Annotated in this window: 16 protein-coding genes, 1 tRNA gene and 1 pseudogene; 13 read left to right on the top strand and 5 right to left on the bottom strand. The window is 41.5% G+C overall.

The features are described from left to right. Window positions 1-156 precede the first annotated feature (156 nt). The 11 genes and pseudogenes from D1093_RS08720 to D1093_RS10340 all read left to right on the top strand — a co-directional run bounded on the left by D1093_RS08720 (window position 157) and on the right by D1093_RS10340 (window position 8,664). Entirely contained in the window at window positions 157-348 is a 192-nt protein-coding gene (locus D1093_RS08720) for a hypothetical protein (protein WP_244613991.1), read from the top strand. Window positions 349-388: 40 nt separating this feature from the next. Beyond that, on the top strand, window positions 389-1,750 hold the full coding sequence (locus D1093_RS08715; protein ID WP_120102407.1) for a Bgr_08870 family protein: 1,362 nt from the start codon (window positions 389-391) through the stop codon (window positions 1,748-1,750). 172 nt (window positions 1,751-1,922) lie between these two features. Next, window positions 1,923-3,212 carry a phage tail sheath C-terminal domain-containing protein gene (locus D1093_RS08710; protein WP_150222361.1) on the top strand — a complete coding sequence of 430 codons (1,290 nt, stop codon included), beginning with the start codon at window positions 1,923-1,925 and terminating at the stop codon, window positions 3,210-3,212. After that, the gene (locus D1093_RS08705) at window positions 3,209-3,727 is read left to right on the top strand and encodes a phage major tail tube protein (protein ID WP_120102055.1); all 519 of its coding nucleotides are present in this window, start codon (window positions 3,209-3,211) and stop codon (window positions 3,725-3,727) included. Before D1093_RS08710 ends, D1093_RS08705 begins: the two co-directional genes overlap by 4 nt. A gap of 9 nt (window positions 3,728-3,736) precedes the next feature. Beyond that, window positions 3,737-4,150 carry a hypothetical protein gene (locus D1093_RS08700; protein ID WP_120102053.1) on the top strand — a complete coding sequence of 138 codons (414 nt, stop codon included), beginning with the start codon at window positions 3,737-3,739 and terminating at the stop codon, window positions 4,148-4,150. 131 nt (window positions 4,151-4,281) lie between these two features. Beyond that, window positions 4,282-6,616 (top strand): annotated as a pseudogene (locus D1093_RS08695) (phage tail tape measure protein). Next, on the top strand, window positions 6,600-6,779 hold the full coding sequence (locus D1093_RS08690; protein ID WP_150222287.1) for a hypothetical protein: 180 nt from the start codon (window positions 6,600-6,602) through the stop codon (window positions 6,777-6,779). Before D1093_RS08695 ends, D1093_RS08690 begins: the two are co-directional and overlap by 17 nt. A gap of 11 nt (window positions 6,780-6,790) precedes the next feature. Continuing rightward, complete coding sequence (locus D1093_RS08685; RefSeq protein ID WP_120102364.1) at window positions 6,791-7,237, top strand: phage tail protein; 447 nt, start codon at window positions 6,791-6,793, stop codon at window positions 7,235-7,237. Further along, the gene (locus tag D1093_RS08680; protein WP_120101381.1) at window positions 7,234-7,488 is read left to right on the top strand and encodes a tail protein X; all 255 of its coding nucleotides are present in this window, start codon (window positions 7,234-7,236) and stop codon (window positions 7,486-7,488) included. Before D1093_RS08685 ends, D1093_RS08680 begins: the two co-directional genes overlap by 4 nt. Beyond that, window positions 7,479-8,489: a phage late control D family protein gene (locus D1093_RS08675; protein WP_150222289.1), complete on the top strand. Its 1,011-nt coding sequence runs from the start codon at window positions 7,479-7,481 to the stop codon at window positions 8,487-8,489. Before D1093_RS08680 ends, D1093_RS08675 begins: the two co-directional genes overlap by 10 nt. A gap of 28 nt (window positions 8,490-8,517) precedes the next feature. Beyond that, complete coding sequence (locus D1093_RS10340; protein ID WP_244613969.1) at window positions 8,518-8,664, top strand: hypothetical protein; 147 nt, start codon at window positions 8,518-8,520, stop codon at window positions 8,662-8,664. A 652-nt stretch (window positions 8,665-9,316) separates the two neighbouring features. Here the strand turns inward: D1093_RS10340 and D1093_RS08665 are convergent. From D1093_RS08665 to D1093_RS08645, 5 genes are all read right to left on the bottom strand, one after another. Further along, window positions 9,317-9,390, bottom strand: a tRNA-Gln gene (locus D1093_RS08665). Window positions 9,391-9,477: 87 nt separating this feature from the next. Further along, window positions 9,478-10,236 (bottom strand): iron ABC transporter ATP-binding protein, encoded by a 759-nt coding sequence (locus D1093_RS08660; protein ID WP_120102049.1) that lies wholly within the window; start codon window positions 10,234-10,236, stop codon window positions 9,478-9,480. After that, the gene (locus tag D1093_RS08655) at window positions 10,233-11,183 is read right to left on the bottom strand and encodes an iron chelate uptake ABC transporter family permease subunit (protein WP_120102048.1); all 951 of its coding nucleotides are present in this window, start codon (window positions 11,181-11,183) and stop codon (window positions 10,233-10,235) included. Before D1093_RS08655 ends, D1093_RS08660 begins: the two co-directional genes overlap by 4 nt. Further along, a complete protein-coding gene (locus tag D1093_RS08650) occupies window positions 11,176-12,132 on the bottom strand; it encodes an ABC transporter permease (RefSeq protein ID WP_120102046.1) in 957 nt (318 codons plus the stop codon). Before D1093_RS08650 ends, D1093_RS08655 begins: the two co-directional genes overlap by 8 nt. Window positions 12,133-12,231: 99 nt before the next feature. Beyond that, window positions 12,232-13,182 carry a siderophore ABC transporter substrate-binding protein gene (locus D1093_RS08645; RefSeq protein ID WP_120102044.1) on the bottom strand — a complete coding sequence of 317 codons (951 nt, stop codon included), beginning with the start codon at window positions 13,180-13,182 and terminating at the stop codon, window positions 12,232-12,234. Between the two features lie 199 nt (window positions 13,183-13,381). On the opposite strand from D1093_RS08645, the gene D1093_RS08640 reads away from it, so the two are divergent. Together D1093_RS08640 and D1093_RS08635 are read left to right on the top strand one after the other, a co-directional pair. Further along, window positions 13,382-19,183, top strand: coding sequence for an autotransporter outer membrane beta-barrel domain-containing protein (locus D1093_RS08640; RefSeq protein WP_150222311.1), 5,802 nt, complete (start codon window positions 13,382-13,384; stop codon window positions 19,181-19,183). A gap of 666 nt (window positions 19,184-19,849) precedes the next feature. Further along, window positions 19,850-23,101: an autotransporter family protein gene (locus tag D1093_RS08635; protein ID WP_120102039.1), complete on the top strand. Its 3,252-nt coding sequence runs from the start codon at window positions 19,850-19,852 to the stop codon at window positions 23,099-23,101. Window positions 23,102-23,525 lie beyond the last annotated feature (424 nt).

The following is a 23,525-nucleotide window of genomic DNA, read 5'->3' as shown; positions in this document are numbered from 1 at the left end:
GAGCCTTGAAGTTAGCAAATTCCCCGATGTGTGAGAAAGAGAGGGGGATTTGTCAGGTTAGCCGTTTTAGTATCGCGTACGGCTTTAGAGTAACAAAAATGGGTAGGTGGGAGCCTACCCATTCGATATCTAAATCAATACGAAAGGGGAATATACATGAAGTACGCGATAAATGCAACCGTTGATAAAAATCCTTGGGAGCGACCAAAAAAACAGCCCGATGGGACAGCACAAAACCGCAATAGTGATGATATTGCTTTATGGGATGCGCTTGTGGATTCAGTGATCGCTCTGGCACAGACGAATGACTGGACTAAAGCGGAAGTGGCGCGGCGCATTCCATGGTGAGTGATTTTGGTGCTGGCATATTGTAATGGGAGAACAAAAAATGAGCAAAACTAAAAAACTCGACATGGAATTGCCTCAAGAGGGGCGTTTTATCAGTTCTGAATTCCCAATCTTGCGCGAAAACCTCAATAAACTTGATCAAGCGCTTGTGGCTGTTGAGGAAAAAATAGACGAAAAGGCGCCCTTACAACACACGCATATCATAAGCGAAATCACAGATCTAGAAAGTGCTCTTCATGGCAAGATGGCAGCGGATAAAACCTTCACTTTTGCTGATTTAAGCGATATCGAGGGGGCAAAAGATGCCGCCAACAATTATGTGCTCTACAAATCAAGCAACAATAATTTTACTTTTGGTAGTGCTGTCTCACTGTTAGGTGCGCACAAACATAAAACAGAAGATATCGTGGGGCTTGATGACTTTAGAGCCAAGATCAATCAAGATCTGACCAGCTATGGGCGCCTCACAAGCCCAAATGAATGGAAAAATTACAATAAGTTTACCAGCAAAGTCACCATGAGTGGTGGCTTAGAACTGTTGGGAAACGCATCATTGAACCTCACCCATAATGGTGAAGTGGTCACTAACTTAAGTACGAGCGGAAGCTCGCTTAAAGGACCTTTGAGAATCGATGGTGATGTTGTTTATACGAAGGCGCAAGTTGATGCCGCCATCTTGGCAGGGATAAAGAGTCTTAAAAAAGATTTGATCGATAAAATCACCAATTGGACTGCCCTTGCTGATGCTGAATTGCTCTATACACAAGATGGCAAAATTGAATGGCCCGATTGGGTCACGGATAAAACCAAAGTTGAGATCCAAGCATGGGGGGGCGGCGGTAGTGGTGGTGGAGCTTTTGTTTCAAGATTAGGAGGAGGTGGTGGCGGTGGCGGTTGTTCCGTATGGTATGGCTATAAAGCCAGTTTAAAAGGGCATGAGAATATCACCATTGGTAAAGGAGGAGCTTCTGTTGCAAAGAATTTTGTAAGCGGTAATTCTGGAGAAACAACAGTTGTTGGCAAAAATTTTATGACGGCTACAGGAGGAAAGGGTGGTGGTGGTGCTTATTATTACAATTCATCTAATTACTCTTCAGGCTCTGGTGGTGCTGGAGGAATGGGAGGAAATTTTGGTTTAGCAACAGACGAACATCCAGGACTTGCCAAAGGCGGCAATGGTTGTGCTGGAACGGATGGAATTACTGGCAAGATAAGTGGTAATGGCGGTGATGCTGGAGGCGATACATCAAGGGGAGGGGGTGGAGGAACGGGACAAGGTTCCTATAGTTCAGGAAAAGCAGGGCGTGGTTTTGGTGGTGGCGGTGCGGGCTCTCATGGAACTGATTCTCCAAGTGGTGCTGGAGCTGATGGTGCTGTCCTTATAAGGTTATGGAAAGAATAAATACAAAACCAAAGAGAGCGCAAGTCAAATGGATAGCTGTTCTATAAGCAGGCTTATATGTTTTTAAAGTCTCTTTCAAAGCCCTTTTAAAGGGCTTTTTTTGACTGACACTGTCAGGCTTATGGAGCATGGTGATGCTTGTTATAGTCTCTTCATTGATTTGGAGAGCAAAATGGCAACAGAATTTAATCATGGTATTCGCCTCATTGAGGATGGTCAAGCTTCTCGCCCTTTAGAGATGTTTAGCCAAACCGCCATTGGGGCGGTTGTGACAGCCCCTGATGCGGATGCACAGACCTATCCCCTTAACGAGCCCGTGTTGGTCTTTACCCATGAGACAGAGAAAATCCAAAAGCTTGGGACAAGAGGAACGGCCCTTGATGTTATCAATGCCGTTCGTGCGCAAGGAATTGAGGCACAAGTGATCCTTGTGCGGGTGGAGGAAAAGTCTACCATTGCTGAGACACAAACAGAAATGGTGGGGTCAAGTGTTTCTTTAACCGGTGTTCATGCGCTAAAACATGCTAGAGGGCATTTAGGTGTGGAACCTGGAATTCTCTTAGCGCCAGCTTATAGTGCAGGGCGCCTTGATAATGCTAAAAATCCACTAGCAGATGCTCTAGAACAGGTTGCCGAAAAGCTACAAGCCATTGCCGTGTTCGATACGGGGGGCAAAAATACGGAAGAAAGCCTTGCCTTTCGCGCGGATTTCTCCTCACGCTTTTGTTATCTGATTGACCCCTTTGTGCGGGTAGCAAATAGTGAGGGGGGCTTTAGTATTAAACCAGCAAGCCCCTTTGTGGCGGCGATGTTTATCAAACGTGACAAACAAAAGGGGGGTGTTTTTTGGTCTCCCTCTAACCAAGATGTGCATGGTATTTTAGGCACAGCACGCCCCATTAGCTATTTTGATGGGGAAATTGATCATGAGGCTAATCGTCTCAATCAAGCCGATATTGCCACCTTTATTCCCGCCCGCCTTAGCCAAAATGCCCAAGGTCAATTGGCTGCCAATGGGCGCATTTTATGGGGCAATCACACCACCTCGAGTGATCCACTCTGGCGTTTTGTCAATGTGGTACGCACCCGCGCAGCCTTGGAAAAAACCATCATTAACAATTTACGCCCTTGGGCGAATGACGAGAATCTGACCGGTCAACATGTCATTGCTATTACCCGCAGCCTTACACAGTTTCTTGATGATATGATTGCGCGCGGTGCGCTTTTAGGGGGGCGGGTTTGGTTTGACCGTGATTTGAATTCAAACAGCAATTTGCAATTGGGAAAATTGCGGGTGGAATTTGATGCAGAAGAAGTGCCCCCTCTCGAAGATTTAAGCTTCGGCAGCCGGCGCAATGGTGCTTACTTTAATCGGCTGGCGCAAGATATCCAAAATAAAATGACCTATGCTTTTGGCGATACGCTTGAGGGTTATCGCAAGGCAGCAAGGAGTGATGTATGACTTTAAGAATTGTTCGCGGTTTTACCCTGATTGTTGATGATGATGTCAATCTTCATCTTGATCTTGAAACACTCAAACTTCCCACGTTGGAAGAAATCACCGAAACCTATCAACCAGGGGGCTCTGATATGCAAATTGATGTGAGTGGTCTTGGTGTGAAAGCTTTGAGCTTGCAAATGAAAATCCGCAGCCACACGCCAGAAATCATCGGTATCTTTGGCGGTCCTCCTGGTCTTCGTCATAAATTTACCGGCAAAAAACATGTGGTGTCTGAAGAAGATGGACGCGAGCATGAACATTCCATTGATGTCACGGGGCGTTTGGTCAAAGTCGATAGCGAAAGCTTAACAGCTGGAAAAGCCACAGGCTATGATTGCGAGATCAAGAATGTTTGGGACTATACAGAATTTTGGGATGGTTCTGTTTTACATCGTTTCTCATTTAAACGGGGCGGCTGGCTTGTGCGCAATGGACAAGATATCGGCTCTCGCCGTCGCTCTATTCTCAATTTATAGGAATTGATCATGACAAGTTTACAAACAAGTGTTGAGGTGGAATTACAGGTTCCCCTTGTTTATCAAGACAAGGAGGGCAAAGAATCAATACGGCAGAAATTGATCTTTTATCGCCCAAATTTCAAGCAAGCACGCCAATTAGCTGTGTTGATTGGACCACAGCTGGCAAAGTTACTTTTGCCCGCTGTAGAAGAAGATAAAATACCTTTGAGCAATGATATTCTCATTGCCAAGCTTTGTGAGGCTTTATTTACCCATGAAGCCATGGAAGGAATAGCCGTGCTTTTAGCCGATATGTCTCATGAATCTGTTGAATTGATTAATCATCTTGATGTTATCGATATTATGGCAGTGTTTAAGGCTTTTTTTGCTTTTTTTCCCACACGCCAATCCTCTCTGCCAGACAATTTGGAGCAGAACTAGCCCTTTATTATCACTGGGCGCCTTCAGAGATTAACCAGATGGATTGGCTGGAAGTGATTGCTTATCGAGAAGAACTCGCGCGCCTTAAACAACAAGAATATGAAAGCCAAATGTTAGGATAAGATGCAATCATGGATGTTTCTCTTGTTGTGCGTTTTGTCAATCATCTGCAAGAGGGGATCGCCTCTGCCAAGCGAGACTTAAGAGCCTTTAGTTTAGATGTTGCGCATTTCCAAAGCCAGACACGAAAGCATTTTAAAGGGTGGTTTGACCCTGAGTACTTGAAGGAATCTACAGCCAATGCAGAAAATGCTTTTCACCATGCGCGTGGGCGCATGGTGGGGGCGATTGCTCAAACCGCAACCTTGATTGCCCCTCTTTATAAAGCCATGCAATTTGATCAATCAATGAAGGGCTTGGAAAAGGTTCTCGATGCCCCCCTTGATCGTTTAAAAGAATTGCGCCGTTTTGCTTTGGAAACCTCTACAAAAATCCCTTTGGCTGCCCGTGAAGTCTTAGAATTGATGACCAGTGCCAGCCAAGCAGGCATTGGTGAACAAGATCTCGAGGCTTTTAGTATTTATGCTGCCAAGGCAGCGGTCGCCTTTGATATGACGGGGGATCAAATTGGGGAACGCTTTGCCAAATTGCGCAATGTCTTTAAGCTTAATCAAGCAGGTATTGAAGATCTAGGGGATGCCATCAACCATCTCTCTAACCACATGGCAGCCAAGGCAAGTGAAGTCTCTGATTTTACCAATCGTGCCACCGGTGCGGCAACCATGTTTAAACTGACAGCCCGCGAAACAGCAGCCTTTGGGACGGCGATGATTTCTGCTGGTATTGTCCCAGAGAGTGCAGCACGTGGTTTTAATGCTATGAGTGCGCGTATTCAAGCAGGGGGTAAACATATTGAAGATGCTTTTACCAATATTGGTCTCTCTCGCCAAAAATTTATGGAAGATTTGGAGAAAGATGCCACCGGTACCTTGGTGCGTTTTTTTGATGTGTTGGGCAAATCCGAACAGGGAATGCGTTCTCTGATTGCTATTGCGGGGCGCGATTTTACCGGTGATTTTGCCAAATTGGTGGGCAACCCCCAATTGTTAGGGCAAGCTTTAGATTATGTGAAAGATCCAAAAGTCTTTAAAGGTTCTGTAGAGCAAGAGGCTGACAAACAAGCAACCGGTGCCATGCGGCAATTTGAATTGTTGCAAAACCGTATTGTGGCTTTAGGGGTTACCATTGGTGAGGTTTTGTTGCCCCATGTGAACAGTTTAATGGAAACTGTTGGTGGTTTTTTAAACGTTCTGATGGCATGGGCTAATGAACACCCTGTTTTGACCGGTGTGATCATCAAAACCATTGCCGCCCTGATGGCTTTTAACATCGCTTTACGGGTTGTACGTTTTACCATGGCGGGAACCCGCCTTGGGATCCTGCAATTGATTGCCTCTTTTATCAAGCTTGGATCTATTAGCCGCATGCTGAAGGCAAGTTGGCGCGGGCTCTTGGCTTCAGGGCGCTCACTGGGCTTGCTCACCGCAGGGTTTGGGGCACGTTTCCTCAAACTTTTGCGCCCCATGACCTTGTTGGTGGGTGCTTTGCGGGGGATTGCCGTCTCAGGGGCGGCTTTTGCGAGGAGCTTTGGTTTGATAGGAACCGTGATCGAAGTGGTTGGGGCAAGCCTGTCCTCTGTTGTGGGGGGGCTTTTTACTCCGGTAGGGGCTGTGATTGCTGCTGTTGTGGCTATCATATTGGCTGCTGGTTTTGCTTTGTGGAAATATTGGGACCCGTGTTTCTTCTTTTATAAAGGGCTTTGCACGGGGGATAACACGGGCTTTTGGCCAAGCCTTTGAAGCCGTCATGCGTTTTTTTGGGGCTGATACCAGCACCATCACCCGTTGGAAGAATATCATTGCTGCTGCTTTTGATTTCTCTCAAAATTGGCAAAAGTTTAAACAAGGTCTTGCCTCTGTTGCTCAAATTTGTGAAAGCTTGTGGGAGGGGATTAAACAAAGCCTTTCCAATTTTTGGCAATGGTTGAAGCGTTTTTTTTCTCAAGAAAAGCTCACGGATAGTGCCAAGGCTGGTATGGAACAAGCCGGGGAAGATTTAGCGAATTGGATTGTTAATGGTTTTATGTCGTCCATCTCACAATTGACAGATTTTTGTAAATCTTTACCTCACCGCATAAAGGGGTGGATTGGGTCGATTGATGTAAGAGATTATTTGCCAAGTTTTTTAGGAGGCAAAACGCCTCAGCCCCTTGTACAATTTGCGGTGGCTGGTCGTGCCAATGTGCCTCTCACAGAAGCAAAAGACAAAGAACGCGTCCCCATCACGCACCATCAAAATGTCACGGTGCATGTCAATGGCGCGCGTGATCCCATTGCCACTGGTCGTGCGGTTAGTCACGCCATTCAACGCGCACGCGCCAATGCGCTGCATGGAGGGACCGAATAATGGCAGGAAGGCAATGAGGGGAGGGACACACAAACTTATGCATCGCACTCAAAATGTCACGGTGCATGTCAATGGCGCTCGTGATCCTGTTGCTAATGGTCGAACGGTTACTCACACCATTCAACGGGCACGCGCTAATGCATTGCATGAGGGAATAGAATAATGGGAGGGAGCATGCAAGATCCTTTGATGATGTTAGGTCCACATCAATTTTATGTGGACTGGCTTAATTTCCAATCTTTTGAAGAGGAATTCTCTGCCTCATGGGTTTGCTTAGAGCGTTTTGGCAAGTCGCCTAGTTTGCAATTTACTGGCTATGGCAATGATCCCAAAACCATTCATGGCGTTTGGTTTCCAGAAGAATTTGGTGATCGTGTAGCCATTGATGCCATCACCACAACGATCAAGAGAGCAAAGCCGGTCCAGATGCTTCGTTGGATCAATGATACCACCTATAGTGTCCTTCTCCATGGACCCGTGGTGATCACCAGTATCACGAAAGACCACGACTTTATCAGTCGCTCCGGTCAATCCCAGCGTATCCGCTATTCCATCAGTCTCTTACCCTTTTTTAATGGCGGAAAACCGCAAGGACAATATCAGGTGGGGCAAACTTTATGAAGATACCAGAAAAGCGTGTTGTTGTAGAGCTGGAGGATATGAGTCTCGATCTCCTCTGCTTTCAACATGCCATGGCTGTGTTAGGGGACCGTTCTCAAGTTGGATTATTAAATGGCTATTGTGAAGCCACATTGGAAGCCAATCCAGAGATTGCCAAATATGGTCCAATTTTACCGCGAGGCTTAACGGTCATTCTGCCTGAATTTATCCCCCAAGAAAAGAACCGCGTGGTGAAACGGTTATGGGATTAATGCGCACACACCCTTTTATTGTGGTTAAGGTGGGAGAAAAACCTGTTCATGAAGTTTTTTACCAACGTCTTTTAACGGCAACCATCACAGACAATGCGGGTAATGAAGCCGATACATTCGAGGCGGAATTTGATGATAGCGGCAATGATTTAGAGATTCCCTCCAGTAACAGTGCGCTCCATGTCACCTTTGGCTATCAGGACAGCATTCGTGCCTTTATGGGGCGTTTTGTTGTGGAGACGGTGATCAGTTGTGGGGGCAGTGATGGAGAGATTTTGCGCCTTTGTGGCAAAAGTGCCTCGATGTGTGCGGAGATCAAAGAACAGGCGAGTGAACATTTTGACCACAAAACCATTGCTGAGATTGTTGAGACCCTTGCCAAACGCCATGGTTATCAAGCAAAGGTCAGTCCACAATTGACCAAACAAACCTTGCCTTATGTGGTGCGCACCGATCAATCGGCGATTGATTTTTTAACTAGGCTTGCGGATCGCATGCGGGCGCGTTTTTTAATCAAAGACCATAAGTTTTTATTTTTAAGCGGGGACAATCTCCCCCTCCAGACCATTCATCAACATGAGTGTTCCCATTGGGAATTCACCCTAGAGCCGCGTACGCAATACGGCATCATTGAAGCTTCTTATTTTGATCGCGCAAAAGGGCAACAATGCCAAGTCAAGCATCAAACAGGGTTTACTGGCCCCATTCGCCGTCTGCGCAGTTGTTATCCAAGTCAAGAAGAAGCACAAGCGGCGGCTGCTTCCGAGTCGGATCGCTTATGCCGTGCTGTAGGCAGTGGCTCCTTAACTCTTGCGGGATACCCTGAAATCATGGCGGGTCAACCGCTTCTCCTGCAAGGGTTTCGAGGCGAAATCAATGGTCCATGGAAGGCTGCTACCGTGACCCATCGCTATGAAAAGCAAAGCGGCTACATCACAGAAATAACCTTTGAGGCACCAGATAAGGGAAACAAAACAGGAGAAAAGAAAACCTCTGAGTGACAGAAAATCAAAGGGTAATGTTTACCCTGTGATCGGTGATGATGAACATTTAGAGCAATTGGTGCAATTTGCACCAATTGCTAAAAGGAGCAATAGTGCAAACATTGCACAATTGCATGATGAAGAAAAATTGGGTCAAGTTGATCCTATTTTTGAAATATTCAGATCACAATGAAATTTTATGTGAAGGAAATGGAAGATCAAAAGTGCAACCTGCTCCTTTGATCGGTTGTAATGCTTTCTGAGATCAACGTGCAATGTTTGCACTTTGGGTGGGAGAGAGCAATGGGGACAACTTGTCCCTATTCCTTAAAGGTACAATAGGATCAAGTTGATCCAATTGCATGAGTTCAGCAATAGGGTAATGTTTACCCAATTCCTCAAACAAGTAATGGTGCAAAAATTGCGCAATTGCATATCGAAGTGTAATTCGATCAAGTTGACCGAATTCCTCAAAGCTTCTTTTGTTTTAATAATGCCTTAGAAAACTGAAAAGCTATCACTCACTTTATGTTAAAAGAAGAGATACCTTTTTATGCATGCTGCTTCTCAAATAATGCGATTCCTGTAATACGATTCTGGCAAAAGAACTGATCATTAAAAATCATAATTTTTAGGAGAAGAAAAAGAAATTCATTAAAGAGGCTCTAAATGACCTTTGAAAGGTCTTTGAAGACCCTTTGAAAACACCTTAAAAACCCTTAAAAGAAAATAAATTGGTACAAAACCTGGTGGCAAAATATACAAAACCTACTGGCAAGCTACAAAAACCTAGTGGCAAAATATACAAAACCTGCTGGCAAGCTACAAGCTACATACAGCTACATTGGCTGGGGAACTTGGATTCGAACCAAGATTGACGGAGTCAGAGTCCGCTGTTCTACCATTAAACTATTCCCCAATAAGCCAATATTGCCACTTTTATCAGATTTTAGAGTGCAAGCAAGGACAAAAGAAAAACTTTCCGATTATTGATGATGAGAAGAATTTATCGATAATAAAGAGCAATAGGGATGTCGTTGATTGTTTTTATTTGAATATCGACATCATAAATGTCTTTAAGAATTTCTGGCTGCATAATTTCTTTGGGGGTTCCCAGATAGGCTGCTTTCCCATTTTTCAATGTAACAATCATATCTGAATAAGATGAGGCAAAATTAATATCATGCATAACAATAAGAATGGTTTTTTTCAGTTCATCAGCTGTGCGGCGTAGCTGCTTCATCATAGAAACGGCATGTTTCATGTCCAGATTGTTTAATGGTTCATCTAAGAGAAGATAATCGGTATCTTGACAGATGACCATGGCAATAAAAGCGCGTTGGCGCTGCCCTCCAGAAAGCTCATCTAAAAAACGGTCTTTTAAATCTTGTAAGCCCAGATAGCGTAGTGCACTGTCAATAAATTGTTTATCTTCATGTGTATACCAGCCTTTCGAATAAGGATAGCGTCCGAAACTCACTAAATCATATACAGTTAACCGGAAGGATAAAGAATTATCTTGACGTAAAATTGAGAGCTTTTGAGCCAAAATATCATGGGGTACTTTATCAATATTAAAGCCATCGATATGAATTGTTCCTTGGTGGTGTGGTAAAAGACGTCTTATTAGCATTAAAAGAGTTGATTTTCCCGAACCATTGGGCCCAATAAGAGAAATAATCCCCCCTTTGGGCAGATGAAGGCATAAATTATCGATAATCAATCGTGCTCCGTAAGCCTTGGAAAGATGATCGATCTCAATCATTTTACTTTTCCCTTCATCAGTAACATTAAGAAAACAAACCCTCCACAAAACTCAATGATAAAACTTAAACGTCCTGCCATGTGAAAAATTTGCTCTAAAATAAATTGTCCTCCCACCAAACAAATAATCGCTAATAATATTGCAATTGGCACAACAACACCGTGTTTTGCTTGAGGAGAGAGTTCATAGGAAAGGTTGGCAACTAACAGTCCAAAAAAGGTGACGGGGCCTACTAAAGCAGTGGAAATAGAGACGAGAATAGAAACAAAAATAAGAATAGCTGTCGCACTTTTGTGGTAATTAACGCCAAGATTAAGAGCATTTTCACGTCCCAAAGCCAAAATATCAAGAAAATGACGTGAACGCCATCCAATCAGACTCATAACGAAAATAATGATTGTGGCAAAGCTTATGAGCGACGTATTAAATTTATTAAAATTTGCAAACATAATATCGGTTAAACTCATCATTTGGTCTGGATTGAGTTGCAATTGCATAAACATCCGTAAACTGAAAAAAAAGCCACCTAAAACAACACCCATTAAAAGCGTCAAGTGAAGTCCTTTTAAGCTTCCTGAAAAGAGCCAGCGAAAAAGACTTATTGAAAAAAGAATGAGAATGAGCGCTTCGAGAATAAGCTGTCCTTGTTCATTCAAAAAAGGCAAAGAAAGAGAGCCTAAAAAATATATCAGAACAGTCTTTATTAAAATATAGAGCTGATCAAATCCCATAATTGAAGGGGTCAGAAGGCGGTTATTCGTGATTGTTTGAAATAAAACCGTAGAAACGCTTATTGCATAGGCAACAAGAAATAGAGAGGAAAGCTTTGTAAGACGAAATGTCCATGTATAAACATTGATATTCCACGTCATGTAAAGACTCATGACAGTACATGCCATGATGATAAGCGTTGTTAGTATACATATTGTTTTTTTTCTTTTATCCAAGACGCTTTCTCCAACGTAAAAGCAGTATCATAAAAATAAAACTACCGATTACCCCCATTATAGTGCTGATGGGAACTTCAAAAGAAGGATGAATGATTCGTCCTAAAAGATCACAAATCAAAACCAATCCTGCGCCGCTAATGGCTACCCAAGGAGCGGTATAGCGCATATTATCTCCCATGAAACTTGAAACAATATTTGGAATAATCAATCCAACAAAAGGAATACGGCCGACGGTACAGACAACAACAGCAGTGATTGAAGCGACAATAAAAAGACCAAAAAACATAACAATACGATAATTCAATCCAAGGTTATTGGTTAAATCTTCTCCTAAGCTTGCAACCGTAAAGCGATCAGCCGTACAATAGGCCAGAATACAAAGGGGGAGAGATAGCCATAAAAGTTCATATTTTCCCTCAATAATCATGGAAAAACTACCAAATAAGTAAGCTTGAAGGGAAGGAAGGAGCATTTCATAATCTGCAATGGCATTGGTTAAAGAGCCAATAATATAGCTCAGCATAATCCCTGTAAGGGGGATAATAAGAGAAGATTTTAGATGAATACGGCGTAATAAAAACATAAAAAGTAAAGTGCCTGTCATGGCAAAAAGTGTCGCAACGACCATTTTTCCTAAAACAGGAATATCGGGCAAAAAAATCATAATAAAAAGAATGCCAAGGGAAGCCGATTCGACGGTCCCAGCGGTTGATGGCTCGACAAAGCGATTACGTGTCAACAGTTGCATAATCATGCCTGAAAGTGCAAGCGCTGCGCCTACTAAAAGAATCGAAATGGTACGAGGAAGACGCGTTTGCCAAAAAATAAACCATGCATAGGGATCAGCTGCGAAGAGGCTAGACGGTGTGACATCAGAATAACCAACAAAAACGCTGAAGATGGATAAGAAAATTAGAAGTGTTATGGTTATCCAATAATTCTTCACGTCATTTTCTCACAAAACTCAACAAAAAACAAAGGTTGTTTCATAAACAACCTCTGCTTTTAAATTTTATTCATAGAGCAATCAAGCTCTTTCGTGCGCTTATTTGCTCTTTGTAAAGGCTTCATTAATCTGCTGCGCAGTTTCAAAGAGTCCTGTTAGACCCCCACTTGCACGATACCAGCTCCAAGAGTCCAAATAAATAATTTGGTTTTTTTTGCTTGCTGTTGTGCGGTGCACAAGCTCATTGTTGAGCAGTTGTGCTGCAGATTGTCCTTCTCGTCCAATAGCTGCATCGCGATCAATCACCAACAACCAATCAGGATTTGTTTCAAGAATAAACTCAGGAGAAATAAGTTGTCCATGTTTTTGTACGGTGAGTTTATCGGTTGCAGGGGCGATTCCAAAAGCGGAATGGAAAATATCAAAACGTGATTTTGGTCCTAAAGCACTGATTTTTCCACCAGAGGTCATTAGGATGAGCCCAGTGCCTTTTCCTTGTGTATTTTTATGGACTTCAGCTAAAGTTTCATTGAGTTTTGCAATTTCCTTTTCTGCTTCCTGTTCTTTACCAAAAATTTTTCCAAGGATAGACACATTTCGTTTAATATCTTCAAGAGAATTGTCGTTTCCTACTGTGAGATCAATTGTTGGAGCGATTTTGGATAAATCATTATATTTTGCTTGGGTTCTGGAGGAAATAATAATCAAATCGGGTTGAAGAGTAGCAATTTTTTCATAATCCGGTTCAAAAAGAGTACCAATTTTTTCATATTTTGCATCATCAAATTGTTGCAGATAGGAAGGTTTTTTACCTTCAGGAACGCCGACAACCGCTTTGATACCAAGACGCTTCATATTATCAAGCGCGGCAAGATCAAATACAATAACCTTTTGTGGAGAAGCGGGAACAGAAGTCGTGCCTGAAACGTGATCAATTGTTATATTTGTTTTGGGATTCGTATTTGCAATACTCGTATGAGTCCATAAAACTGTTGCAAAGCTGATTGCAACCAGTAAAACAGAAGTCACCCATTTCATATATTTTATCATCGTGATTTTATCCTTTTATCTGATGTTACAAGGGGTTGTGCATTTAAAAACCTTAATTTGGGTATTTTTATGCACAAAATGAAGTGTTAATAAATAACACTATGTTGTAAAGTTGACTAACATATGTTACAAATCGTTCACTTACCTCATTTTCACTTAATTCTAGTGTTTTTGCAACATTATTTAGAAAGTTTGACATATGATCAATGTATTTAAAAAGCGTACACGTTTGTACGCACTGACGACAAGTGCTCTCTTCTTTTTACAAGGTGTAGATACTTCTGTGGCGGTGAGTGGTGTTAGGGGCGCTATTGAGCCTTCTCTAACTCCAGTGGGATCCCTTCAATCTGGTTGTGATCCTAGTTATGGTAGAAGTGCTAATGCAGGAAATTCTGGCGCACAAGATTCCTCTATTGAACGTTCCCCTATTCATTGTGATAATAAAACATTTACGGTGAAAGGAGGTCAGATTACTGTAACAGAATTTGGTGATAATGGTGTGTATGCAACAGGGAGTAAAGCGCATGTTAAAATCCATAATGCATCTATACAGGGTGTAGAAGGTGAACAGGAGGATGATGAGGAGGAGGAAGAAGGCGCTGGAAGTGCTGTATATGCAGTAAATGGTGCGAGTGTTGAGTTGGTTGACTCTAGTATTCACACTTTTGAAACTGGGCTTGAGGCAACAGAGGGGGCAGTGGTTAATATGAAAAGTGGAGACATTGTTGAATCTAATATAGGTGTTTTGGCTAGTAATAACTCATCTGTTTTTTTGGGTAATACGGGTGTTGATGTAAATGCAACAGCTCTATACGGTATGGTTGGGGCTGGGATAACAATGAAATCTGGAACGCTTACTTTCCCAAGAGGCAATACAGGGATTTGGTCCGAGAGTACAGCATCTGTTAAGCTAAATGGGGTTGGGGTCAAAATTAAAGAGGCAGGAATAGCTGAAGACGAAGAAGAGTATGTTACTGTTGTTTTTACGTCACATGATGGTTTTGTTGCTTTTGATAATGGAAGGCTTAATGTTTCTGATGTTATCGCCTTTTGGATTGGTGATGATCCTGATGCAGAAGTTCCTGACAATTTAGGTAATGGTCGAAAGATTTCTAATGAATATCTTCTTCAAAATGTTTTGAATGTCCCTACCGAGAGTAGTGGGTATGACTTTTACACCATTGAAGAGATTGCTGAAGCACGGAATGCACGTAGTGAAATTTATGGAGCTCATGATGCTCATGGTGAAGTTACAGATAAATTTACAGTCACTGCGAGGAATATTATAGGTTATGAGAAGTTGGGTCCTTTTAGGATAAGTGCCGGTATTAAATCTTCAACTATTGAAGTTAAAGGTAGTAATGGGGTTGGAATAAATTTTGAAAAAAGTGCTGATGAGAGAGCTGCTGTTCAAAACAATGATGATAAGCATGGGGGACATGTGGTTGTTTTGAATAATGCTTCTTTCAAAGTTCCAGAGGGTGTGGCTATTAATGATCGTGATTTGAAAGGTTCTGTTTTTTTAACAGGGAAGTCAGAACTTTCTGGTGATCTGTTGTTAAAAGCTACATCTTCTGCTCACCTTTCGGTTTTTGCACATGACTCGGTAATTATAGGTGACGTTTCCATTAAGGATAATGCTAGTGCAAAGTTCTTTTTGTCTGATCAATCCGAGTGGCGTTTAACAAAAAGTGAAAGAAGAGAAAAAAAGAATGGTTGTGTAGATTTATGTATTGCATCTCTGAATCTTAAAAATAGTACTCTTAAGTTCATCTCTCCGGAAAATAATAATGTAAATTATCGGACTCTTCGTATTGGGGATGGGAGAGGTGTAGTTTACAATGCCGATAACGCTTGGATTCACTTTAATGTGCGTCTGGGGGAAAAATACGGTAGCGGGGTGCAGGTATCTGATAGACTTTTAATTCATGGTGATGTTTCTGGAAGGACTATATTGCATGTCAACGCCATTTCAGAAAATGTTGTTTCTGGAGGAGTTAGAGATGGAGGCGCGCCCTCCAGCGTTTCACTCATTCAGGTTCATGGAAAGGCACAAGAGGATTCTTTTCAGTTAAATGGTGAATATGTTACGTTAAATGGTTACCCTTACCAATATACTCTTCATGTTTATGGTCCGTTTGAGTCTCCGACGGTAAAACATTTTGATGATCAATTAAAGGGAGGAAAGAAAGAGTTTTGGGATTTCCGTTTAGAAAATGCAGAGTTTGTTGCGTCTTATCTTTATGGTTATCCGTATAGGTCTACTGTTACGTATAGTTTACCTCCTCAACGTGAAGAAACTCGTGTGGTCGCGGTCAATGATGGTGAGGATGATGCTGCGTTTAATTCTGCCATTGAGGTTGTAGCTGAGGAGTCTGAGGAATCTGAAAGTGTAAATGCTGCTTTACCCGTTGGACGTATTTTGCTGGCTACGCCCGAGCCTTCTGTTGGGACTTTGTCTTCTGTTAAATCTACCGTTGGGTCTAGTAATTCTGTGTCGAAGTCGGTACTACTTTCCATATTGGGGTTGGGAGGGGCGAATCCAGGAAAAGTTAAATTGCATACATTCAGTGATCCTAATATAGGGAGAATGTATACTGCAGGAGGTAGCTGGTCTGGAGTTCTGATTTCAAAAGAACATATAAAAAGAAATCTTAAAAAATTGGGTTTACTGGAAGAGTCAGATAATTTAGAAGAGAAGCTTAGACAATTTGGTGTAGCTGTTGCTGTGGATGGTAGTCTATCTATAATAGATTCTTCCAAAGAAGCGGATCGTGTTTTGTCTTCTAGTACTCCCGCTTCATCTGAAGAGGGTGCGTCCGTAGTAGTTAATCCACCTATTTCACTTGGAGAATCTCAAACATCTAGGGCTGCAGAGTCTTCTTCTGTATCATCTGAGTCTCATATTTCTTCTACAGATGTAGATTCTGATAGTTCTCCTATAACTATTATTCCAGTCCGCAATTCTATTGCAAAGACATCTAGTGTGTATGGTGTGGACACTATAAATCCCTTGACTGTTACATCTTTTGTTCCTGTATCTAGAGAGCCTGCACCTATAAATTCATTTGCATCTACCGTACATTCTAATGCTTCTTCAGAGCTTCCTGCTTCTTCTATAGATAGTGCTATTACCACAAAGCCTGATATTTCTAGGAAATCTAGTGAATACATCGTTGGGCATGTTGAGGTAGGGGCACCTGTTACAAGTACTACTGTAAAAAAGACAGATTATTTCCAGTGTAATCATACGGAGCAAAATGGTGTGGAGAGATCGCAAGTTATTTATTTGTGTAGTGATGGTAAAACACACACAATGAAAAACCTTACACTAAAGGCAAGTGGTAAAACTCAGCATCCTATGCATGTAAAAAGTGAAAATACGATTGTCAAGCTAGAGGGGGCTACCATTAGTGGTGCGTATTCTTCAAATAATCAAAATAATATTGATCTTACTCAATTGCAGGCTGTGAGTGCTGTGCTTGCGGAAGAGGGGGCAGAGGTTGTTTTGGAACAAAAAACAACAGTGCAATCTTCTCTGATTGGGCTTGAAGCACAAAGAGGTGGAAAGGTTAAAATGAATGATGGAACGGTCAATGTTTATTATGTAGGTGCTTTGGCGGGTTCAGGGTCATCTGTTGATTTAAGTGATACAAAAATTAATGTTACGGGAAATTTTGCTGTAGCTGGTCTAGCTAGCAATGGTGGTAGGATAACTATGAGCTCTGGAAATATTGCTCTTACAGGGGGGGTGGCAGTTAGGTCGGAGTCGGGAGCGAATATTACATTAAATAAAGTGGAGATTATTGCGAAAAAACAAAACAAGGAATCAGACATTACAGAGAAGTTTGGGCGTGCGGCTTTCCTGTTGAGTAATAATGGTTCTGTTGATTTTTCTGGGGGGAAGGTTTCTGCTGATGCTAATGTTCTGTGGATTAGAGGAGCTAATGGCGACCTTGAAACGGGCTCTTCTAGGCAAAGAAGATCTTCTGACGTTCGTCCTTCGATGAATCGCGCTAATATCGAATCTTCTACTGTTAGAGTGGAAGGTGATAGATCCTATGGTATATATTTCGATGGTACGGCACAAAGATTAGAAAATGGACAGAATCAGATTGCAAATGGGAATTCTGTCAGGAAAGCGAGGAGTGTTGAGCAGAGCGCTGTATCCAAGCAGGAGAGAGCACCTATAGGTATAACTGGGACAGTTTCGTTGAAAAAAACTGATTTTGAAGTTGCCAAGGGTATAGCGATCTATGGTAATAATTCTGGTGGCCATGTTTCATTAGAAAATAAAACAACTCTCGCTGGTGACTTGTTATTGAAGGCAGAGAATGATTCTCATATATTGGTTTCAGTTAATAATTCTATTGTTACAGGTGGTGTTCGTGTTGATAAAAGTTCTTATGCAAAATTAGACTTGGCCAATGGTTCAGAGTGGATTCTCAAAAGAAGTGTGCAGAAGGATTTGGGTGCATCAGTTTTAGGATGTGTGGATTCATGCGTTTCTTCTGTAAGACTTATTAATAGTGCTATTAATTTTGCATCTTCGGAATCTGCAGGGAAATATCAGACTCTCCATATTGGAAATGGAAATGGCACAGTTTATGAGGCGCAGGGGGATGCTGTAATTCATCTCAATGCACGTTTAAATCCTCATGATTCGAGTGGTCAACAAGTAACGGATCGACTTATCATTCATGGCGATGTTTCTGGAAAAACAAAAATACATGTACGAGGAGATGCGGGCAATGGTGGAAATGGTCAAGCGAATGCCAAGATTGCTCACAGTGTTTCGGTTATTCAGGTCTATGGTCAAGCGAAGAAAGATTCTTTCCAGCTCGATGGCAATTATGTTGCATTGATCAACTCACCTTACAAATACACTCTTCGTGCTTATGGTCCAGAAGTGACTTCGAAACAGGGGCATGTTCAGCAGAAATTTGTTAAGGATGGTGGAGAGTTTTGGAACTTCCGTTTAGAAAATCAGTATGTTAAGTCTGCTGGATCTGTTGCTCTTCCTCAACAATTTATAAGATCTGTTGTTCCACAAGTGCCAACGTATCTCGTGTTGCCTAATAGCGTATTCCATGCCGGTTTGATGGATATTAACAATCAAAGCAAACAGTTGGAGACTTTGCGGATGACTTCTACGGGAATGGTAGAGGTTCGTGAGAATCCTGCTTTGTATTTACGCGGCTATGGTGGAAGTTACCGTTATGCTTCAGATTTATCTGCGCTTGAATATGGTTATGGCGGTGATCTTGACTATCGTGGTGTAGAGGCTGGTGTGCTACTACAAACTATTGAAAATACTGATAGTGCTCTATCCTTTGGGGTTATGGGAACGTATGGAAATCTTTCTCTGCAGCCTTTGAATGTTGAGCAAAGTCAGAAGAGTGCATTTGATAAGTGGACGGCTACAGTTTATGGTAGCATGCAGCATAATATCGGCTTCTATGTCGATGGTCTTTTATCCTATGGTCTATTCAATGGTGATGTTCTGACGACGGCACGCGGTAAGACAACAACATTAAAAGGTAATCCTTTGAGTGTTTCTTTATCCGGTGGTCAGACGATTGCGACAGGATATAAGGGCTTTGTCTTTGATCCGCAGGTTCAAGTTGTCTATCAACATCTCCAGTTTAATAAGGCCCGCGATATCGACAATTTTGATATTGAAATGGGTAACCTTGATCAATGGGTGGCACGTGTTGGTGGACGCTTAACCAAGATTCCTACAGGCTCTGAAGGTGTGGATGCTGTTGCTTTCTATGGGAAGCTTTATCTTGCGCATGGTTTTGGAGAAAAACAGACTGTGCATTTCAGTGATTCTTTCAAGTTAGGGGCGTTTGGCTCTGCTCTCGAGGCGGGATTAGGATTTAATGCCAAATTGTTGCCTCAGTTCTCTCTGCATGCTGATATTCTCTATCAACATAAACTTAATAAGGCAGGTTTTTCTGGAGCAAGTTTCTCCGGAGGCGTGCGTTATCAGTTCTAATATAAGGTACAGGGTGTACTTTTTTAAAAAGGCAGGACAGTGTCCTGCCTTTTTTCTTTATAACAACTTGTGTTGTTCTTTCGTTTCCTTGATATGAATAGAAAAGACACGTTTATTGCGTGCACGAGCGCGTTTTTCTATGCTAAAGCAAATTTTCTTAAAGTTTTTGCTGCTGATAATGGGATAGAGTGACTCACTGGTATAGGCTTTTAAAGCGTGCTGGAGTCCAGGGTGTGTTATGTTATCTTTTTTGATACCGTATTGATATTAACTAATATCATATTTGATGTTTTCTAAAGCTCGTTTTTGAGCAGTTGTTTTCACCGATTTAAATCATTTTTTTCATTCATCTCTTTGTGGATTAATTTGTAAAGTTCACAAGGTCTGATTGTTTTTTTAATTAATTACACGCACTGGTTTTATTTTTTCTTTACACGGAATACAGAATGCATTATACACTTATAAATTGTGCTCTGTTGTTATTCTCTTATAGATGGTTTTACGCGTAGAGCTTTTGCCAAATTTATAGGGATGATTCATTGCACGGTTCAAATGAGCATGAGGCATGTCTTTTGTTACACCTTTTGTATTTTGAGGTGGTGCAGTTGGATGTTTTGTGAGTGCTTTTATTTTTAATGAGAGGGGAAGGAAAGTTTCGAGGGAACTATGATTAAAGTGTTTAGAAATCATGTATGTTTATGTGTTTGTACAACAGCTATCCTTTCTTTGCTCCAAAATGGAATATTGATTGCTGCGAGTGCTGAGAATAGTAACTATAACAACACCATCCCAATTGTCTCTATTCCTTCAGATGTGGATTATATTCTCACTAACGTTGAAGGGTATCCTATTGGAACACCTCCTACGAGTGGTATTGAGGGGTATCTTATCAATACTCTTCCTAATAGTAGTGTTATTAGTGGGAATTCAGTCGATGGTAATCATCTTAGTGGTAACAACCTGAATAAGCCTCTTAGGGGAGAGAGTGGGCAGAATAATCGCTATATTCCTAATATGATTGATGTTGGCGATAACGATGAGGGTATTCGTGGGGGGAGTAACTATCGTGAGTTGAGTGGAGAGGTTGGAGAGAACGGACGACAGGAAAATGTCGATAATTCTGTTAAAGATAGGGATTTTGATGAAAGAGGTATGAATCTTGGGTTTTATTACTATAGTGGATTGTATTATGTATGCGATAATTGTGGGGAAGCTAGAATTGATCATAAATCTTATAAGATTACGAATGAAAATGCTTCCAATTATCCTGCTGATCCGACGGCTATAACGGTAAAGCAGAGAGGGACTAGAGTTGAGGGAGAAAACGTGACGGTTAAAAGTGACGTTCTTGGTCGGTCTTTTTTGCGTGGTGTGGCTGTGTCAGATGATGGAAAGATTGTTTTGAAAAAACCTGTGCTTCAAAATACAAAGTTAGCTCTTTTTGCTAACGATGGTCTCATTGAGGTCAAGCAGGGGACTATAGAGGAGAGTGATAAGGCTGTTGAAGCTATAGGACATTCATTGGTTATTTTAGAGGATACAAACATTAACACAAGCGGTGGGCCAACAAGCCTTTTAAGTTATAGTGGGGCAGAGATCGGGGTGGAAGGTGGAAAGATTAACTTTGAGAACAGTCACGGTATTTCTGCAATATTAGGGGGGAAGGTCTTTCTTGATGGGGTTAGTGTTACTGGAAAGGGGAAAAAAGGCGAAAACCATGCAGTTTTTTTAATGGATGAAGGGGGAGAGGTTGAGTTTAAAGGCGGAACTGTTGATGTTGAGGATGCGCATGGTATATTGTTAAAAAATTCGCTCAAGCCCTTATATTCTGGACCAGAGCGATCTGAAGAAGAATCTGAAACCGAAGATGAAGCAGAAGATTTATCGAATAACTTTTATGTGACGGAGGCTAATTTAAAATCTTCTACTTTTACCGTAAAGGGTAAAGGATCTTATGGTATCTATTTTCAGGGAGAAAAACCATGGAGCGAAGGTGGGGATAAAAGGGAAGAGATTTCATTAGGGGAAGAAAAAGCGCCCCTACGATTAGAAGTTGTTAATTTGGATACAACAAAGTTTTCTGTTGTAGATGATGCGGCGATTTATGGTGAAAATGGTATTTCTGGTGCGGTGAGTTTGATGAAAAGCACTCTTCGTTCAGAGAATTTTTTATTAAAAGCTGAGAAAGGGGCCTCTATAACGGTTTTAGCTGATGGCTCTACACTTGAAGGTCGCACACATGTTGATAAAAACTCTAATGCCGAACTTTATTTGGGAGACTCTATGTGGATTCTATCACAAAAGTTGCCAAGAGATCAACAGGGGGATGCAAATAGCTCTTCTATTTCACTCGTCAGTCTTATGGGTGAGAGCTCTATTAGCTTTAAGAGACATGAAACTTCTTCTGTTGATAATTATCAAACCCTTCGTATTGGAAAGGGAAAGGGTGAAGTTTATAAAGCACGGGACAATGCCTCTATTGCTGTGAATACCTATCTGAATAAGGGGGGAAATCTTGATCAGCAAAAGACGGATCGTATTTTAATTCATGGCGATGTTTCGGGAAAAACAATGCTCCGTGTGCATGCTGTTGCAGGAAGTCCAGGAGGATATACAGGAAGGGGAGGGAATGAGGAAGGTATTTCAATCATTCAGGTTTCTGGAGAAGCAGAGCACGATTCTTTTCAGTTGGAAGGTGGTTATGTCGCGTTAGACGAATTACCTTATCAATATAAGCTTTATGGCTATGGTCCAGGGTCTCTTTTAGGAAAAGCAAGTGCAAATCAAAGATTAGTTGAAGGGAGCGGAGAGTTTTGGGATTTCCGTCTTGAAAGTCAATCGATCGATTCTGATGTTAAACCTCAACCAGATCCTCATCCGACACCTCCTCCTGGTCCAACGCCTCCTCCAGGACCGGCTCCAGAGCCTCATCCTCGTCCGAAGCCGGGCGTTAAGGCTGTTGTTCCGCAGGTTCCAACTTATTTGCTTTTGCCTAATGCCTTACGTCATCTTGGTTTGATGAATGTTAGCAATCAAAATCAGCGGTTAGAAGCTTTGCGAATTGCTTCTGGCGGCTTATTAGAAAGTCGCGAAAATCCTTTCTTTTTTGTGCGCGGTTATGGCGGTAATCATCGTTATACTTCAAATCTTTCTGCGCTTGAATATGGTTATAATGGTGAGCTTGGTTATAATGCCATAGAGGCAGGTATTTTGCTAAAAGCAATTGAAAATATGTATGGAACCACTTCTTTTGGAATTATCGGGTCTTACGAGAAATTTTCTTTGCAACCTTTAAATGTTGAACAGAGTCAAAAAAGCACATTTGATAAATGGTCAGTTGCAGCATATGGCGGTATGCAGCATGATACAGGTTTTTACGTTGATGGCCTCCTGTCTTATGGTTTGTTTAAGGGGGATGTTCTCACAACAGCACGAGGCAAAACGGCAACATTAAAGGGAAATCCTTTAAGTGCTTCATTGATGGCTGGTAAAACATTTATGGTGGGAGAGGACGGTTTTGTTTTTGATCCACAAGTTCAGGTTGTTTATCAATATCTTCAATTTAATAAAGTGCGTGATGTGGACGGCTTTGATATTGATTTAGGAAAGCTTCATCAATGGGTAGGGCGTGTTGGAGGGCGTTTAACAAAGATGCTGGTTGCCGCTGATGAGTCTCAAGTTATTTCTTTTTATGGCAAGCTTCATCTTGCTCATGGTTTTGAAGGAAAACAATTTGTGCACTTTAAAGATGCTTTTCAGCTAGGTGCTTTTGGTTCTTCATTAGAAACTGGATTAGGTTTTAATGCTCAATTATCTCAAAACTTTGCGCTTCATGGTGATTTGGTTTATCAGCACAAGCTCATGAAAGCTGGTTTTTCTGGAACTAGTTTCTCTGGTGGATTGCGTTATCGTTTCTAGTGTTGTTGCTGTTTTTGTTTAATCTTTGAAAAAACCACAAGTTATGCTTGTGGTTTTTTTGTTATCTATTTATTGTGTTATTATAGTCTTTTTACGAAAGTGTGATTTTGCATCTCTTTAATATGCTTTTTGGTTGGATTTCTTTTATTTTTCTGGAAAAATTGAATGAATTTGTACGTTATCGTTTCAAAATGCGTATTTCAGAGTGATTATTATATTGTTTATAATATGCTGATTGCTAAAGATATCTTTCAATTAAAAATGCTAAAAATATTTTCAATGCTCTTGAATGTTGTAAAATTGAATTAAAAGGAAACGGTAAGAATAGGAATTAATTTTATTTTTTATATATTCCTATTCTTTATTAGGCTTTCTTGCCTTGAAGATTCCTTAGAAATAGATATATATGCTCCCCCTTATTTCC

This window comes from Bartonella kosoyi, assembly GCF_003606325.2.
GTDB classification, from domain to species: domain Bacteria; phylum Pseudomonadota; class Alphaproteobacteria; order Rhizobiales; family Rhizobiaceae; genus Bartonella; species Bartonella kosoyi.
This window is presented reverse-complemented; position numbering and strand designations above follow the sequence as displayed.